The sequence below is a fragment of the Orbus sasakiae genome, from assembly GCF_039542345.1.
Lineage (GTDB): Bacteria > Pseudomonadota > Gammaproteobacteria > Enterobacterales > Orbaceae > Orbus > Orbus sasakiae.
Genome location: NZ_BAABHY010000001.1, coordinates 911,443 through 926,316, shown reverse-complemented (window position 1 = coordinate 926,316; position 14,874 = coordinate 911,443). Strand labels below are relative to the sequence as shown.

General features: G+C 36.1%; 14 protein-coding genes and 1 tRNA gene. 7 read left to right on the top strand and 8 right to left on the bottom strand.

Annotation, left to right across the window (positions count from 1 at the left end; all coding sequences use genetic code 11):
- Positions 1-233 precede the first annotated feature (233 nt).
- Genes ABEA36_RS04085 through ABEA36_RS04075 form a run of 3 tightly spaced genes read right to left on the bottom strand, consistent with a single transcriptional unit; the run spans position 234 to position 2,724 of the window.
- On the bottom strand, positions 234-875 hold the full coding sequence (locus ABEA36_RS04085; RefSeq protein WP_345490852.1) for a 3-oxoacid CoA-transferase subunit B: 642 nt from the start codon (positions 873-875) through the stop codon (positions 234-236).
- A 2-nt stretch (positions 876-877) separates the two neighbouring features.
- Positions 878-1,534 (bottom strand): CoA transferase subunit A, encoded by a 657-nt coding sequence (locus ABEA36_RS04080; protein ID WP_345489080.1) that lies wholly within the window; start codon positions 1,532-1,534, stop codon positions 878-880.
- Between the two features lie 11 nt (positions 1,535-1,545).
- Entirely contained in the window at positions 1,546-2,724 is a 1,179-nt protein-coding gene (locus ABEA36_RS04075) for an acetyl-CoA C-acetyltransferase (RefSeq protein ID WP_345489078.1), read from the bottom strand.
- 217 nt (positions 2,725-2,941) lie between these two features.
- Between ABEA36_RS04075 and ABEA36_RS04070 the strand changes: the two genes are divergently transcribed.
- Positions 2,942-3,859: a LysR family transcriptional regulator gene (locus ABEA36_RS04070; RefSeq protein WP_345489076.1), complete on the top strand. Its 918-nt coding sequence runs from the start codon at positions 2,942-2,944 to the stop codon at positions 3,857-3,859.
- An 18-nt stretch (positions 3,860-3,877) separates the two neighbouring features.
- Here the strand turns inward: ABEA36_RS04070 and ABEA36_RS04065 are convergent, their stop codons facing one another.
- Both ABEA36_RS04065 and ABEA36_RS04060 read right to left on the bottom strand, forming a co-directional pair.
- The gene (locus ABEA36_RS04065; protein WP_345489074.1) at positions 3,878-4,555 is read right to left on the bottom strand and encodes a DUF4377 domain-containing protein; all 678 of its coding nucleotides are present in this window, start codon (positions 4,553-4,555) and stop codon (positions 3,878-3,880) included.
- Positions 4,556-4,657: 102 nt separating this feature from the next.
- Complete coding sequence (locus ABEA36_RS04060) at positions 4,658-5,386, bottom strand: DUF421 domain-containing protein (protein ID WP_345489072.1); 729 nt, start codon at positions 5,384-5,386, stop codon at positions 4,658-4,660.
- Positions 5,387-5,743: 357 nt separating this feature from the next.
- Here ABEA36_RS04060 and ABEA36_RS04055 point away from each other — a divergent pair.
- The 3 genes from ABEA36_RS04055 to ABEA36_RS04045 all read left to right on the top strand — a co-directional run bounded on the left by ABEA36_RS04055 (position 5,744) and on the right by ABEA36_RS04045 (position 9,088).
- Positions 5,744-5,820: transfer RNA gene (locus ABEA36_RS04055), tRNA-Arg, on the top strand.
- A 452-nt stretch (positions 5,821-6,272) separates the two neighbouring features.
- Positions 6,273-8,705: a deaminase domain-containing protein gene (locus ABEA36_RS04050; protein WP_345489070.1), complete on the top strand. Its 2,433-nt coding sequence runs from the start codon at positions 6,273-6,275 to the stop codon at positions 8,703-8,705.
- 11 nt (positions 8,706-8,716) lie between these two features.
- Entirely contained in the window at positions 8,717-9,088 is a 372-nt protein-coding gene (locus tag ABEA36_RS04045; protein WP_345489068.1) for a hypothetical protein, read from the top strand.
- A 152-nt stretch (positions 9,089-9,240) separates the two neighbouring features.
- Here the strand turns inward: ABEA36_RS04045 and ABEA36_RS04040 are convergent, their stop codons facing one another.
- From ABEA36_RS04040 to ABEA36_RS04030, 3 genes are all read right to left on the bottom strand, one after another.
- Complete coding sequence (locus tag ABEA36_RS04040; protein ID WP_345489066.1) at positions 9,241-9,747, bottom strand: elongation factor P hydroxylase; 507 nt, start codon at positions 9,745-9,747, stop codon at positions 9,241-9,243.
- A gap of 339 nt (positions 9,748-10,086) precedes the next feature.
- A complete protein-coding gene (locus ABEA36_RS04035) occupies positions 10,087-10,281 on the bottom strand; it encodes a hypothetical protein (RefSeq protein ID WP_345489064.1) in 195 nt (64 codons plus the stop codon).
- Between the two features lie 277 nt (positions 10,282-10,558).
- Positions 10,559-11,446: a LysR family transcriptional regulator gene (locus ABEA36_RS04030; protein ID WP_345489062.1), complete on the bottom strand. Its 888-nt coding sequence runs from the start codon at positions 11,444-11,446 to the stop codon at positions 10,559-10,561.
- 116 nt (positions 11,447-11,562) lie between these two features.
- On the opposite strand from ABEA36_RS04030, the gene ABEA36_RS04025 reads away from it, so the two are divergent.
- From ABEA36_RS04025 to ABEA36_RS04015, 3 genes are all read left to right on the top strand, one after another.
- Complete coding sequence (locus ABEA36_RS04025) at positions 11,563-12,144, top strand: NAD(P)H-binding protein (protein WP_345489060.1); 582 nt, start codon at positions 11,563-11,565, stop codon at positions 12,142-12,144.
- Between the two features lie 154 nt (positions 12,145-12,298).
- Complete coding sequence (locus ABEA36_RS04020) at positions 12,299-13,444, top strand: iron-containing alcohol dehydrogenase (RefSeq protein ID WP_345489058.1); 1,146 nt, start codon at positions 12,299-12,301, stop codon at positions 13,442-13,444.
- Positions 13,445-13,651: 207 nt separating this feature from the next.
- On the top strand, positions 13,652-14,869 hold the full coding sequence (locus ABEA36_RS04015; RefSeq protein ID WP_345489056.1) for a multidrug effflux MFS transporter: 1,218 nt from the start codon (positions 13,652-13,654) through the stop codon (positions 14,867-14,869).
- The last annotated feature ends 5 nt before the right edge of the window (positions 14,870-14,874 follow it).

Here is a 14,874-nt window from a genome sequence, read left to right as displayed (position 1 = left end):
TTTTATCAGCATGGCGTAATAACCGCCGCTCACTATTTTTATAATGACTTATTTTATGCTGAAGTGATTTAATTGACTAACTTTTTATCTCAAATTCAGTCACAATGAATAAATTAGACGCAAATTTTTGTACATCATACACAAAATTCTACGATAGAATGACAAATAATAAAAAGCCCGGGAGGTGACACTCCGGGCTTTTTAAACTATCTACTAATACAACAAGCAGATTCTTATTTAATGGATATCGTCAGATGAGCTTCTGTTGCCGCAATAACATCTTCAATCGTGTATTCAGGGTTCACTTCGGTCAACACTAAACCATGATCAGTTACTTCAATGACCGCCATTTCCGTGATAATAAGATCAACAGCATTAACTGCAGTTAAAGGTAATGAACATGCTTTTAAAATTTTAATTGAACCTTTTGACGTGTGCTCCATGGCAACAATCACTTTTTTGGCCCCCGTGACAAGATCCATTGCCCCGCCCATACCTGGTACCATTTTTCCTGGGATCATGTAATTAGCAATATTCCCTTTTTCATCAACTTGTAACGCACCAAGAACTGACACATCAACATGTCCACCACGGATAATACCAAATGATGTTGCGCTATCAAAAAAGCATCCACCAGGTAAAATGGTGACGGGTTGACCTCCGGCATTAACGATTGATTCATCAATTTGATCACTCGGTGGCGTTGGCCCAAGACCTGTAAAACCATTTTCTGATTGCAATGTAATTTGAATACCTTCCGGTAAAAAATTGGCAACACGTGTTGGTAATCCAATACCCAAATTAACGATATCACCATCATGCAATTCTAATGCAACACGTTTTGCAATATAGTTTTGAACTTGTTCTTTATCCATCATTAGCATGCTTTCCCGTCAACAATATAATCAACAAATACACCCGGTGTAATCACTTGATTTGGATCAAGCTCACCAATTTCGACAACCTCATCCGCTTCAACAATGGTAATATCTGCTGCGGCTGCCATGACATTATTGAAATTATTCATTGAACCTTTATAAATAAGATTACCGGCTTTATCTGCTTTTGAAGCAAAAAGTAATGCCACATCGGCTTTAATCGGTTTTTCAAGCAGATATTCTTTACCGTCAACCGTAATTTTTTGTTTACCTTCTTCAACTAAAGTACCCAGTCCAGTCGGTGTTAAAAATCCACCAAGCCCATAGCCGGCACAGCGTATTGATTCAACAAGCGTCCCTTGTGGCACTAAAACAACGTCTGTTTCGCCTGCGCCCATTTGACGGCCTGTTTCTTTATTTAAACCAACGTGTGATGCAACAATTTTGCTAAATTGTTTTTTCATCACCATTTTACCAACCCCCTTTTCAGGTAAGCCAGTGTCATTACAAATAAGCGTTAAATTTTTGATGCCTTTAGCGCAAAGATAATCAATTAATTGTTCTGGTGAACCATTAGCCATAAAGCCACCAACCATAATCACCGAACCATCTTTAACGTGAGCCATTGCTTTTTCAATACTGATGAGTTTGTTCATTGTTGCTCCAGTTATTGCGATACGATCATAGCAATACCCTGACCACCACCAATACATAATGTTGTTAGGCCATGTTTTGCATTACTTCGTTTCATTTCATAAATTAATGAGATTAATACTCTTGCCCCACTTGCACCGATTGGATGACCTAAAGCAATAGCACCACCATTAATATTTAGTTTTTCAGATGGAATATTGAGTTCTTGTTTTACAGACAATGCTTGTGCTGCGAAGGCTTCATTGGCTTCAAACAGATCGATATCATTTACGGTTAATCCTGCTTTTTCTAGCGCTTTACGTGAAGCGGGGATGGGACCTGTTCCCATAATCTCAGGAGCAACGCCTGCAGAAGCGGCACTGGTGATAGTCACTAAAGGTTTAAGACCTAATTGATCGGCTTTTTCTCGGCTCATTAGAATAAGAATAGCGGCACCATCATTAATACCCGATGCATTACCTGCGGTTACCGTACCATCCTTTTTAAAGGCCGGTTTTAAGCTAGCAAGTTTTTCCATTGTTGAACCAAATTTTGGGTATTCATCTGTATCAACAACATCTGGATCACCTTTACGTTTTGGAATTAACACTGGTACAATTTCATCTTTAAAACGACCCGCTTTAATAGCTGCTTCAGCTTTTTGTTGGCTTGCCAACGCTAACTCGTCTTGATCCTGACGTGAAAAACCATATTTTTCCGCAACATTTTCGGCTGTGATTCCCATGTGGTAATGATTAAACGCATCCGTTAAACCATCACTGATCATGGTATCAACCACTTGGCCATTGCCCATTCTTAAACCAAATCGGGCATTAGGAATCACATATGCAGATTGACTCATACTTTCTGCACCGCCAGCAATAATTACATCGGCATCGCCTGCTGCAATGGCTTGTGCTGCTAATTGCACCGTTTTCAGTCCTGAACCACATACCTTATTGACAGTAAAACTTGGTACTTCATTTGGAATACCGGCATGTACAGCAATTTGTCTTGCCACATTTTGGCCTAGACCCGCTTGTAGAACATTGCCTAAAATGACTTCATCGACTTCTTTCGGATCTAATGAAATACGATTCATTGCTTCTTTTACTGCGGTTACACCAAGATTAACAGCTGAAACATCTTTGAAAGCACCACCAAAACTACCAATAGGTGTTCTGACTGCTGAAACAATAACAACCTCTTTCATGGCTAAACTCCTTTATCTTTTAATCGAAATAATTGGTGCTTATGCTAATCGATGTCTATTTGTTTGTCTAAGTCTTGTTTTTTATACTATCTATAAGTTATATTTATAGTGTAAATTTAATTAAATTGCTTATTTTCTTTTTATAATAAGTATTAACAAACAATATTGTTCGATTTTAACAACTCACTTATTTAAGACAAAATTATAGGTAATACTTATGGAAATTCGCCAATTAGACTATTTTATTGAAGTGGTTAAATCGCATTTTAATTTATCCCTTGCAGCTAAAAAACTGTATATTTCACAACCAGCTCTGAGTCAATTTATTAAATCATTTGAAGCAAATGAAGGTATTGAGCTCTTTGAGCGTTATAAGGGACGGTTACAAGGCCTTACCCCAGCAGGTGAAATTTTTTACGACAATGCAAAAAAAATCCTGACACAATACAACACCATGTTGACTGAAATCAGGGAAGATTCAGGAAAGTTAAAAGGGAAAGTACGAATCGGTATCCCGCCACTGATTTTAGGCGTTGTTTTTGCTGATGTGATTGCTCAATTGATTATTCACCACCCTGATATTGAATTCGAGATTATCGAAAAAGGGGCTTATGAGCTCAGTAAAATGTTTATTGTTGATGAGTTAGATTTCGCTATTTTACTTGATCCAACCAACATCAATCCCGATATCATCGATGAACACCTTTTACAACAAGATGAACTTAGTGCCTTTATGAATCATCATCATCCACTGGCCAAAAAACAAAAATTAGAGTGGGCTGATTTAAATAATCAATTAATGGCAATTTTAGATCCCAGCTTTATTATCCAACATAAATTACAAAAACAATTTGATGAATATGGCATCACCCCTAAAATTTCAGCCATGTCATCATCGTGGGATTTTTTAATGCTAGTGGCAAAAAATTCTGATTTTATTACCGTTTTACCCTCGCCGGTTCACGACTTTTATTTGGATAAAAACATTATTGAAAAACATTTTAATCAGCCTATTTCATGGAAAGTATTATTGTGTCGTCCAAAAAAAGAACATTACAATCGCATCGATCAATATGTTTTTGAATATATTTTAGACTATTTTAAGAAAGGAAAAGAGAAACAGCATAATGATTAATTATGCTGTAAGGTAATGTTAAGCGCGCGTTTTACTGATAACTGACACTAATTTCCAGATAATGGTTGAACGATCTGCTGGTGCATCATCACGTTCCATTTCGGCAATTTTTAAACGATAAATGAATCCAGGTTTGTAATCAAAACCTTCAATGGCTTCATAATGTAAAGACCAACTTTTGTCACCGACGTGTTTGACTTGTAAACATTGCATCGGAGCAACGCCTTGGCAGGGAATAAGTTTTGGCCCGACTTCAATCTCTTTGATAACACGATCCCCTTCAAAAACTTGAATTTGGTTTAGTGTATAGTTAAGTTCGCTTTCGATTGGATTACCTTCAATGTCATAGGCTTTAACATAGCCTTCACCGACAAAGTAAATACGTTGCTCATCGTTTTGTGATAAGTAAATAACGGGTCTGCTTTTATCCCAAACAATGTTTCCGGTCATCGCTTGTGGGATGTAGGTTAAATTACCATCTTCATACGCTTCTTCAAGTTTAAACTTACCATCGTAGGTTAGCGTTAACGTTGTTTTTATTCCTTCACAGTCAGCACAAGGTAAAACACCTTCATAAACGCCGGCCCAATCAAGTGAATTTTGAGCAGTATGTTCTGTGTCAACAGAATCCGTTTGTTTAGATGCACTACAACCCGCCATCAATATTACGGCTAAAACTAACATTATTTTTTTCATTTCAATTCTCCATTTCATGCATTTTGCTTAACTATCTTATCAGTAAACCATTTCTGTGAAATTAAATCCTTTTTATAAAGCATTAATTACACATTTTATATTTTACTTTTCAACTGACGTCTTGCTACTTTTTGACGGTGATTTTCTTGTGCGTTTTTTTGATGGCTTAGTGTTGTCAGAGTCTGTATTTAATTCATTAATATTATCTTTGGGGTAAACCCATAATTTATTATCATACCACTCAGCACAAAACACGTTTGTCACATCATCATAGCCTTGGTCTTTCAACTCTTTTTTGAGCCACGTTTCTGATTTTTTAGCTTGTTTTAAATTGTCTGAGTTAATGGCACCATCCTCAACTAATAAAGAGGCAATATCTTTATCCCCTTTTTTAATAATGGTTAATGAACCATTGAGTTCGTACCATACATGTTGTAATTCGTTAAACGATGAGATTCCTTGCACATTAACGAGCGCCTCAAAATCCCTGACTGGAAGATTTGCTTTTAAAAAATTATTCGACAATAAATGGCCATTTTTCACAAGTTCGATTGGCCGTCCATCAATAATATCCCGCAATTTGGCATTTTTAGATTTGATAAACCGGATAGCCACAAGCAACGACGACCAGACAACGATTACCCCTATCGCCTCCCATGTTGATACGGTTGGACTCAGTAAAGCGCCACCAACGAGTGCACCGATAACCATACTTCCTACTTGATCAAGTTGTGACATGGGCGCAATTTGGCTTTTACCGGATAATTTGACATACAGAAGTAAGATGAAAAGTGCTAAAAAGAATTTTGGTAACATTGATAATAAGTACATAACTCAATCCTTAATGAATATCACTTTTTGTAAGTAAAAACTGATTTTGCTTAATAATAAATCTAAAGATAAATATGATTAAACGCTACTCAAAACGATCATACTCATGCTTATCGAGGTAAATTAATCAACGCTGACTGAATATACGCTGTAGCGATATTATAGCAACTTAATAAAAAAATTAAATAAATCAATGGCACTTTGTCATTCAATTATTGATACTGACGTTTTAGTAACCATTAAGAATTAAATCGAATTGTCGATATTTTAACAGAATAACCAACAAATGATGAAAACTCATTGACTCAATGAAATTGCTTTATATAATACATCTCGTTATTTAAACATTCCAAGATTGTCTCCTTAGCTCAGCTGGATAGAGCAACGGCCTTCTAAGCCGTAGGTCACAGGTTCGAATCCTGTAGGGGACACCATTTCATGATTTCCTATACTTTTCAAATAATATTTATTAAATCTAAATACCTTTTGCACACGCTTTTAATCTGATAGTTCAATTTAATACAAGTTAGTCCGCAAGTTAAAAACTAGCTTTAATCTTGTACTTGGATACCAGAATGTGTTCTATATACGGCGTTGATCTTATCTTGCAAACAGACATATGACACTCAATGTTTAGAGTAAATATGCTGTGACGAAACAATGTAGTTTAGCTATGCTTAAATTGGGTCGGATCATGAACAGTAACAATAGACAAAATTTGATCTGTTTAATTAAACAGGAATAACACATCTTTATTTACCACTTTTTTCATCTTTTAGAGTTTGTTACAATTTACGCGGTTCTATGTATAAAATAAATAATTATAAAAAATGGAATAGTAAAATACATGTATCTTTATCAACTGATGTTAAAAAAGCAGTGGTTAATGCTTGAGGAAAATGAGGCATCATCATCTTCTTATTATCAGCCAAAACCGACACGCATTAAGCACTTTTATGACTGTGGTTATGATGATATTGTTAAACAACTGGCTAATCAGCCACAAAGTTGCAAAGACTTTTATTCTGTCCTACAGCAAGTCGGTTTACCTTATCAACGCTATTATGACAAAATTCCGGATAAAGTCTCAAATACCTTAAAAATGGCATTACATCAAGAACACGTCGTATTAGTTCAGTTGCCCGTGATTAATGGCTATAGTGGAACACCATCCTATTCGCATGATATCAAGCCGATACCAATAGTGAAAAAAGAGCCGACGTTTGAGCCGGATGACAGTTGGTTGGTGGTGGATTTACTCAATCACAAACCAGAGCTGATTCAAATCCTTGATGCCAGTAATAATCATCAGGTGACGACGGCGCAAACCAGCCCCAACCAGATTTTTTTAAAACACGGTGATGTGTTTTCACCCTCCAAGGTCCTGCCCAAGGTACATATTGTCTTAGGCGGTTTAGGCGGGAGCCATGATTTGGCGCTGCGGGGTGATAAACCACTACGCGTTAAACAACTCGCACAAAGCTGGCTCGATGAGTTATCAACACTGCTAGCGTCAGGTAACTCCCCTTTTACCATAGAGCTTGATGAAGCAATGGCAAGTTTGATTAATCAAAAAGCCCTACCGCAACGTGGGCTTCAAGCCAAACACATTGATGAGCTCGCCGCCTTTCGACCCGATGAAACGGTGGGTGTCTTTTTTTACCACATGCTCGCTTTACTCAATCATACCAATTTTATTACCGCAAGGCAGCGTATCGGTACCTGTGGTGCGGATGAGAGTGAAGGTGCAATACCGGATGTTAAATCACTCAAACAAGCCCTAAAATCCTTACATAATATTCACCACAGTGACGGGCAAGATAAGCCAGACTATGCATATCACAGTGATACCCTATCTAAAACGGCTAACCACTATCTAAGCAGTCCACTTGTCCTTGATGGCACAGGCGGTGATAACGACGCACTGTCAGCCTTACTTACTCAAATAAAAATAGCAACAGAGCATGACCAACTAACAGACATTGAGTCGTTATATGCTAATGCCATTAAACTGCTTAAACATCTGCGTGAGCCTGGCATCATTCGCCATGTAGAAACCCGGCGAGAATATCAACTTAAAGCCACTCAACTTGATTATCGCCCGGTTGAGCTTAAAAAGCTGGACTTTATTCAGCTTGAACTTCATGCCAATTATCGTTATGAAATTGTCTCTGAAGATAAGGCTTATCAATTTATTGGGCGATTTAATCCTGACGGTAAAGTGCAGGTTAAAGTGCCTGCTAAATGGGCTTCAGCTAAAAGCTGGCAACTTAATGCACAAGCGGTTGAAGATGATTTTGTGGCTAAAATATTTCCTAAACTGGTTAATCCAACGTGGACTTTACAAGATAGAAATAATGCCGTCATGGGGTTGGCAAGCGGTGGCCTTATCGGTGGTGTTACTGGCTACCTTTACGGTGACCAAATTAAAGAAACAGTGCTTGAAAATCTACCAAGAATAACGGGTGCAGCCCAAGTTGCCAGTGGCATCATGAGTCTTTACGTCGCTGGCGTAGTCGGTGTAACCGGTGTGGGAGCCCCATTAGCCGCTGCAATTGGCTTTGTGGCATTAGATAATATTCAAGCTGGCGCCCGTTCAATGTGGACCAACGAACATACCCCCACCTACGGTGGCGAGCTGATTGAATGGTCAGGATTATTGCCGAAAGGTTATGGTGAAATCGCCTATTCACTGGTTGATATTGGTTTAGTGGGTAAAGCTGCATCAGTACTCAAAACAGCAACACAAACACAAAATGTGATTAAACTGCAAGCGACAAAAGCTGTGAAGGTCGGACAGACAATAAAACCGACGGAGGTGACAATATCTGTTGAGAAAATCAGCTTAAATCAGAAGAATGTTATTGAGCTAAAATCAATAAAAAAATTAATTAATATTGATGAATTGAAAAAAGTTTTTCAAAAAAAATTAGATAATATTAGAGATTTGATGCCTAATATAAAATTTAAAACGCAAGGTAACATGGCTATTGCTAAAGTTGAAATAAATGGTTTACCTAATGAATTTATAGCTCACAGTAAGATTCACAATGCAAATAGTAAAGGTGCTAATATTGCAAATTTTTCATATGCTAGAGATAATAAAATATTTAATTCATATGTTGTCGATAAATTTCCAAGATATAATGATACTGAAGCGAAAATTTTAGAAGACATTGCATCAAAAATTAAAGATCCAAGTATCAGTGGAAAAATTGATCTTTATACTGAATTACCGCCTTGTCAAAGTTGTTCAAATATTATCCTAGAATTTAAACAAAAGTATCCTAATATTGAATTAAATGTATTTTCACAGTAAAGGACACATTTATGTATAATATCAATTACATAGAAGCAAAAAAATTGACGTTAGAATCTTATCATGAATTTATTGATGAAGGGTTTAGCCCTGAACAAGCTATTCCAGCAACATTAGAAGATTTTGTTATTAGTATGAAAAAAAACAATAAAATTCTGATTGCAGTTATTCAAAATTTATCAATATTAAGCTTAAAACATAATTTTATCCCTGATTATTTACTAAATAGATTATCAGATTTAAAAATCAGTTCAGATTTAAACAATGATGAAATATTAGAATATAAAAAAGATGAAAAAGAATTAAATACATTGTTAAAAAATAAATACACTCTTGATGAAGATGAAAGTTATAGTGAAAGAGTGGATAATTTATTAGACTAAACGAAAATGTATTAAGTTTGATTAATCAAAAAGCCCTACTTCAACGTGGAATATTGATCAACAAGTCGCCTTTCGGTCAGATGAAACAGTGGGTGTCTTTTTTATCACATGCTCATTTCACTCAATCATACCGATCATATTAAGACACCTATCTATGTTGATAATGTAATGGGGCCAATTGTAGCAAGTGCGGTTAAGGCTTTTTGGGCTGTAGGTGGTGGTGATAATGTCATTTCTTGATAGACTTCATCAAGTTTAGTTAAAAATTCAGTTGATGATGGTCTGCCTGAAAAGTCATCAATGCTGGGGATAAATTTGATACCCAAAATTTCATACATACGCTTTTCAAGGCCTTGTGGTCTCGCTTCTACTTGTTCAAAAAGCTGTTGCTGCTCTTGTGTTCTGCCACATGGGAAATACCAATAACCAAAATCATCTAACATTCTACGTTTATCTCCCGCTAAACAATAATGAGAAAGCTCGTGTAGCAAGCTCCTTGGGTAATTACTCCGAAAATAGAGTATGGCTTTAGCGTCAGCTTTTGGAGCTTGATAAAACGGCTCATCTGCCCCACCCTGTATAACCAAATCAGGGAATACTGTTGAAAATAATGTTATGAGTAATTGGCATAATTCATCATCATTTAAAATCGTGTTCATATATGTTCCATCAACGTAATACTTCCGTGTATTTTTTTAAATATTCATTTATTAGAGCAAACTTTAAAATGATTATATAAAAATTTCATTCATTTTACAGTAGCTAACCCTGTTAAAATATTAAATGTAAATAGGCCATGAGATAAACTCGTTAAGCTGAAGATAATGTTTGGCGCTAAATCGCTTTGACGGGGACTTATTTTCTTAGTTGCTGGGTAAATGTGAGAAATCAAAGCAATTCGTGATAAACAAATTTAATGCGGTTAATGCGATCAAAAAAACTCGCTAATAGCGAGTTTTATTCATTAATATGTTATGTAATGTTAGACTATCGATAACTTATCGGTTAGTAATATGCATATTTTCATTTAAAAATTGCGTTTTAAATGGTGCATCAACTGATTGATTGGTGCTTGGTGCAATTTGTGTTTTAGTTTGTTCTGCTTGCTTTACAAAATAATTTTTTAAATCTGCATGACTTGAAACAGAAAAAACAACTAATAAACTTGTAACTGCTAAAATAACCTTTTTCATAAATACTCCGTATAAATTTAAATTTGTTTATTTGTTAACATTATGATTATTTTATATAAAACTAAACTGTTTTAATGTAATCGATGACTTGTTTGTTAACAGTGGAGTTATCTTACTCGTTATTATTTCTGTGATAAATAGGGTTTATTTCAATGCACTAATGAATTTAATTCATGAATAATAGCATAAACAGCTTATTATTATTATCGATTATGCCTTGTAAAATATGAATATGTATAAAAGATAAGCGATATTGTATATTAAATAAGCGCGTTTTTTAACGGTGATACCGTAAAGCATCAATCACCAATTTAAATGCATTTGAATGGCCCCGCCTGCTCGGGTAATAAATATAAAAAGGTTCATAAGTAATGGCAAAATCGGCCAATAATTCAACTAATTGACCATTTGCTAATTCATCTTCAACACTTAATTGACCAAACCAACCAATGCCAATACCATCAATGGCAGCTTGCTTACGTAAATCATTGCTGGTTGAAAATTGTGGTTCTGGCATAAATTCAATTTTCCGTCCTTCTACATTAAATTCCCATACCATTTCAGTGCCATGTTGAGCCGAAATACGCATACCAATTAATGTGTGGTTAAGTAAATCTTCGATGTGTTGTGGTTGAGGTTTATCAATAAAATAATTGGGACTCGCTACAAGTGCCATTTTTAACGGTGCAGAAATTTGTACGGCAATCATCTCTTGTGAAACATCTTCCCCTAATCGGCAACCAATATCAAATCCTTGTTTAACAATATCAGCCCAGCTATTATCAACTTGTATTTCTAAATTAATTTGAGGGTAAAGCTTTAATAGTTCTCTGAGTTTAGGGTAAAGAATTTTTTCAGCTGCGATCATCGGTGCATTAATACGAATGGTTCCTGACGGTGTATTTAAAAAATCATTTAATGCATCCACTTCATTATTGATCGAATTAAACAACGGTGAAATTTGATTATACAGTTGTTGTCCAACTTCAGTCAGCGAAACATTACGCGTTGAACGATTAAGTAAACGTAAGTTTAAGCGAGTTTCTAAGCTTCGCATACTGTGACTTAATGCAGAAGAAGATATGCCTAGCAACTTTGCAGCTTTTACAAAGCTACTGGTTTTCGCTATCGTAATAAAATAACTGAGTTCGTTAAAGTTATGCATAAAGATTAATGATTACTGAATTTAATTCAGCATACTATAAAACAATACCCTGTTTATCTCAATAAAATTAATGCATAAAATTATCCCACATTGATTCAGTGATAGGATAATACAATATGAAACATGTTTTAGTCTTAGGAGCAACGGGAAGTTTGGCAAACGTAGTCATTCCCGTTTTATTAAAAAATCCAGATATTAAACTGACTCTATTTGCACGCAATATAAATCCGCTGAGTAAAATATTGGCTGACAATGTGTGTTTGGTACAAGGTGATGTGCTTAATTTTGTCCAATTAAATGAAGCGATGCAAGGACAAGACATTGTTTACGCAAATCTTGCTGGCTCGCTTAAAGAGATGGCAAATAATGTGGTCAAAGCAATGAAAAACCAACATCTTAAACGCCTTATTTGGATAAGTTCGATGGGGATTTATGATGAAACGGGCCAATCACATGGTGCCATCTTACAGCCTTATCGTGATTCAGCTAAGGTTATTGAACAATCAGGCTTAGACTATACGCTTATACGCCCTGCTTGGTTTACCAACGATGCGGCGATTGATTATAAATTAACAACCAAAGGTCAACCGTTCATTGGCTCACAAGTATCAAGGCGTAGCATTGCCGCTTTAATCGATAAATTAATTCAACGTCCAGATTATGCTATCGGCGAAAGTTTAGGTATCGCCAAGGGATAAGTAAAATAGAATCTATTTATATAGCGCGGTTTTTAATAACGAGTATTAATGAATAAAATTCATTATAACAATGAGTTATTAAGCATTTATTTACTTAACGATTATCGATACAATTTAATAAAATTAAACGTAATTTAACAGTGAGGGAAAAGCAATGTATCAATTCAGTTTTCAAAATCCAACTCGAATCGAATTTGGTCTTGATAAAGAAAAAAATATTGGCACGTATATGAGTCAATTCGCAACAAAAAAAGTCCTTATTGTTTACGGCAGTGAGCGTATCAAACAATCAGGATTATTTGATGAAGTTGTCCAAAATTTGCGTGATAATCACATTGAATTTATTGAATGTGGTGGTGTAAAAAGTAATCCGACATTAAGTAAAGTCAAACAAGGTGTGATGCTTGCAAAACAATTTGGTGCAGACAGTGTCTTAAGTATTGGTGGTGGCTCTTGTTTAGATAGCGCAAAAGCGATTGCAGCCGGCAGTTTATATGATGGTGATGTTTGGGATTTCTTTACTGGTAAAAAAGTCACGCAAGCGTTAAATATTTTCTCAATTATGACATTAGCAGCTACAGGCAGTGAAATGAATAATGGTGGCGTCATTACTAATGAAGAAACCAAACAAAAATACCCGATTCATGGTTTTAGTTTATTTCCAAAAGTATCGGTCATTAACCCCAAGCTACAAGCAACGGTGAGTCGTGATTATTTAGTTTATTCAGCTGCGGATATTATTGCGCACTCTATTGAAGGGTATTTTACAGCAACCGTTCAACCAGAACTCATTAATTTACAAGTTGAAGCAAACATCAAAACAGTGATCCGTACAACCGAAATTTTATTGCAAAATCCAGATGACTTAGATGCTCGTGGTGAATTAGCCTGGGCTGCGACCCTAGCTTTAAATGGACTAACGTATCTTGGTACAAGTGGTTACAGTTATCCCAATCATATGATTGAACATGCAATGAGTGCAATTTGTGATGTTCCTCATGGTGCAGGATTATCTGTTGTAATGCCAGCATGGATGACATGGAGGAAAGACCATAATCCAAAACAGTTTACGCGTTTTGCTAAAGAAATTTTTGGTTTAAATACCGCTGATGAAGGCATTGCAGCATTAAAAAATTGGTTTGATAAAATTGGAACGCCAACCACACTCAAACAACTTAATATTTCAGGTCAAGTACTTGATGACGTGATAGATAATGCGACACAAAATGCAATTGATTGGCGAATGGATAAAACCTATAACCGACAAACCATTGCTGATATTTTTGCATTAGCGAAGTAGTCACCGCTAGCCAATTTGATAGCGTGGGTCAGATAATGACTGATACCACGCTATTTTCTACTGAGTATTCATCGTGATAATTGCCTGTTATCACTACTTTTAAATATATCGTTTTACAAAAAGTTTTACTAATAAAGTAATCAATCACAGACAGTGATTTAATGAAAATTCTGCGTTTTATTCATCGCAATTAAGAGAAAAATTGACATGTCGAACAGTCCGGTTTTAAACGTTTCACACAAAAGATCCCAGCATATATCAACTAAAGGTTGGCGATTTTTACTTATTCTAAGTATGTTGATGGCATTTACCTCCTTATCGGTTGATATTTATTTACCCGCAATGCCTAAAATGCATTTGGAACTACAGGGTAATATTGAGTTAACCATTACGGGTTTTTTGATCGGATTTGCAATTGGACAGCTGATTTGGGGACCAATTAGTGACCGGATTGGGCGTCGAATACCACTTATGGTTGGTATGATTCTGTTTGTGATTGGTGCTATCGGTTGTGCGTTATCTGAAACAATGACCCAAATTGTGTTTTGGCGTGTTTTTCAAGCATTAGGGGCATGTACTGGCCCGATGATTGCACGGGCTATGATTCGCGATCTTTACACCCAAACTCGAGCAGCACAAATGCTGTCAACGTTAGTCATCATCATGGCAATTGCGCCTATTGCTGGCCCTTTAATTGGTGGACAAATGATTGTTTATACGAGTTGGCATGCCATTTTTTGGTTACTGGCCATTATTGGCACTATTATGCTGTTCTCTGTGTATTTTTTACCTGAAACCTTACCATTTGATAAACGCAGTACAGGCTCACTCAAACATATTTTTGTGAATTATGCACAGTTATTACAAAACCAGACGTTTATGCGATATGCGCTCTGTGTTACGTTCTATTATGTTGGTGCTTATGCCTTCATTACGGGGTCGCCGTTTATCTATATCTCTTACTATGGTATCGCAGAACAATATTACGGCTGGCTTTTTGGTTTAAATATTCTCGGTGTGATGGGATTAAGTTTTGTTAATCGTAAATGGGTGGGTAAATATGGTATCCGTTTTTTACTGAGTATTTCAACTAAAGTGGCCATGCTTGCCGGATTATTGTTAGCAGTTCTCGTTTATTTTGATATCGGTGGTATCTATAGCATCATTATATTGGTATTTGTCATCTTCTCGATGAATGGCATTATTGCTGCTTGTGCGACTGCTGGCGCGCTCGATAGCGTAGGTAAAATAGCGGGTTCGGCGTCTGCACTCATCGGCAGTTTACAATATGGCAGCGGCATTTTATCTTCGTTTTTATTAGCATTTTTTCATGATAACACGCCATGGACTATGGTTTGGATCATGGCGTTAGCGGTTTTATTTAGTGCATTAATTATTCTCAAACAACCACATCGTTCACTTTAAACTGA

What these genes read in the sequence shown, in the direction of transcription:
- ABEA36_RS04075 (WP_345489078.1), bottom strand. Translation starts at nt 2,724, where the DNA reads ATGAAAGAGGTTGTTATTGTTTCAGCAGTCAGAACACCTATTGGTAGT.
- ABEA36_RS04015 (WP_345489056.1), top strand. Translation starts at nt 13,652, where the DNA reads ATGTCGAACAGTCCGGTTTTAAACGTTTCACACAAAAGATCCCAGCAT.
- ABEA36_RS04085 (WP_345490852.1), bottom strand. Translation starts at nt 875, where the DNA reads ATGGATAAAGAACAAGTTCAAAACTATATTGCAAAACGTGTTGCATTA.
- ABEA36_RS04025 (WP_345489060.1), top strand. Translation starts at nt 11,563, where the DNA reads ATGAAACATGTTTTAGTCTTAGGAGCAACGGGAAGTTTGGCAAACGTA.
- ABEA36_RS04040 (WP_345489066.1), bottom strand. Translation starts at nt 9,747, where the DNA reads ATGAACACGATTTTAAATGATGATGAATTATGCCAATTACTCATAACA.
- ABEA36_RS04065 (WP_345489074.1), bottom strand. Translation starts at nt 4,555, where the DNA reads ATGAAAAAAATAATGTTAGTTTTAGCCGTAATATTGATGGCGGGTTGT.
- ABEA36_RS04050 (WP_345489070.1), top strand. Translation starts at nt 6,273, where the DNA reads ATGCTTGAGGAAAATGAGGCATCATCATCTTCTTATTATCAGCCAAAA.
- ABEA36_RS04080 (WP_345489080.1), bottom strand. Translation starts at nt 1,534, where the DNA reads ATGAACAAACTCATCAGTATTGAAAAAGCAATGGCTCACGTTAAAGAT.
- ABEA36_RS04035 (WP_345489064.1), bottom strand. Translation starts at nt 10,281, where the DNA reads ATGAAAAAGGTTATTTTAGCAGTTACAAGTTTATTAGTTGTTTTTTCT.
- ABEA36_RS04020 (WP_345489058.1), top strand. Translation starts at nt 12,299, where the DNA reads ATGTATCAATTCAGTTTTCAAAATCCAACTCGAATCGAATTTGGTCTT.
- ABEA36_RS04060 (WP_345489072.1), bottom strand. Translation starts at nt 5,386, where the DNA reads ATGTACTTATTATCAATGTTACCAAAATTCTTTTTAGCACTTTTCATC.
- ABEA36_RS04070 (WP_345489076.1), top strand. Translation starts at nt 2,942, where the DNA reads ATGGAAATTCGCCAATTAGACTATTTTATTGAAGTGGTTAAATCGCAT.
- ABEA36_RS04030 (WP_345489062.1), bottom strand. Translation starts at nt 11,446, where the DNA reads ATGCATAACTTTAACGAACTCAGTTATTTTATTACGATAGCGAAAACC.
- ABEA36_RS04045 (WP_345489068.1), top strand. Translation starts at nt 8,717, where the DNA reads ATGTATAATATCAATTACATAGAAGCAAAAAAATTGACGTTAGAATCT.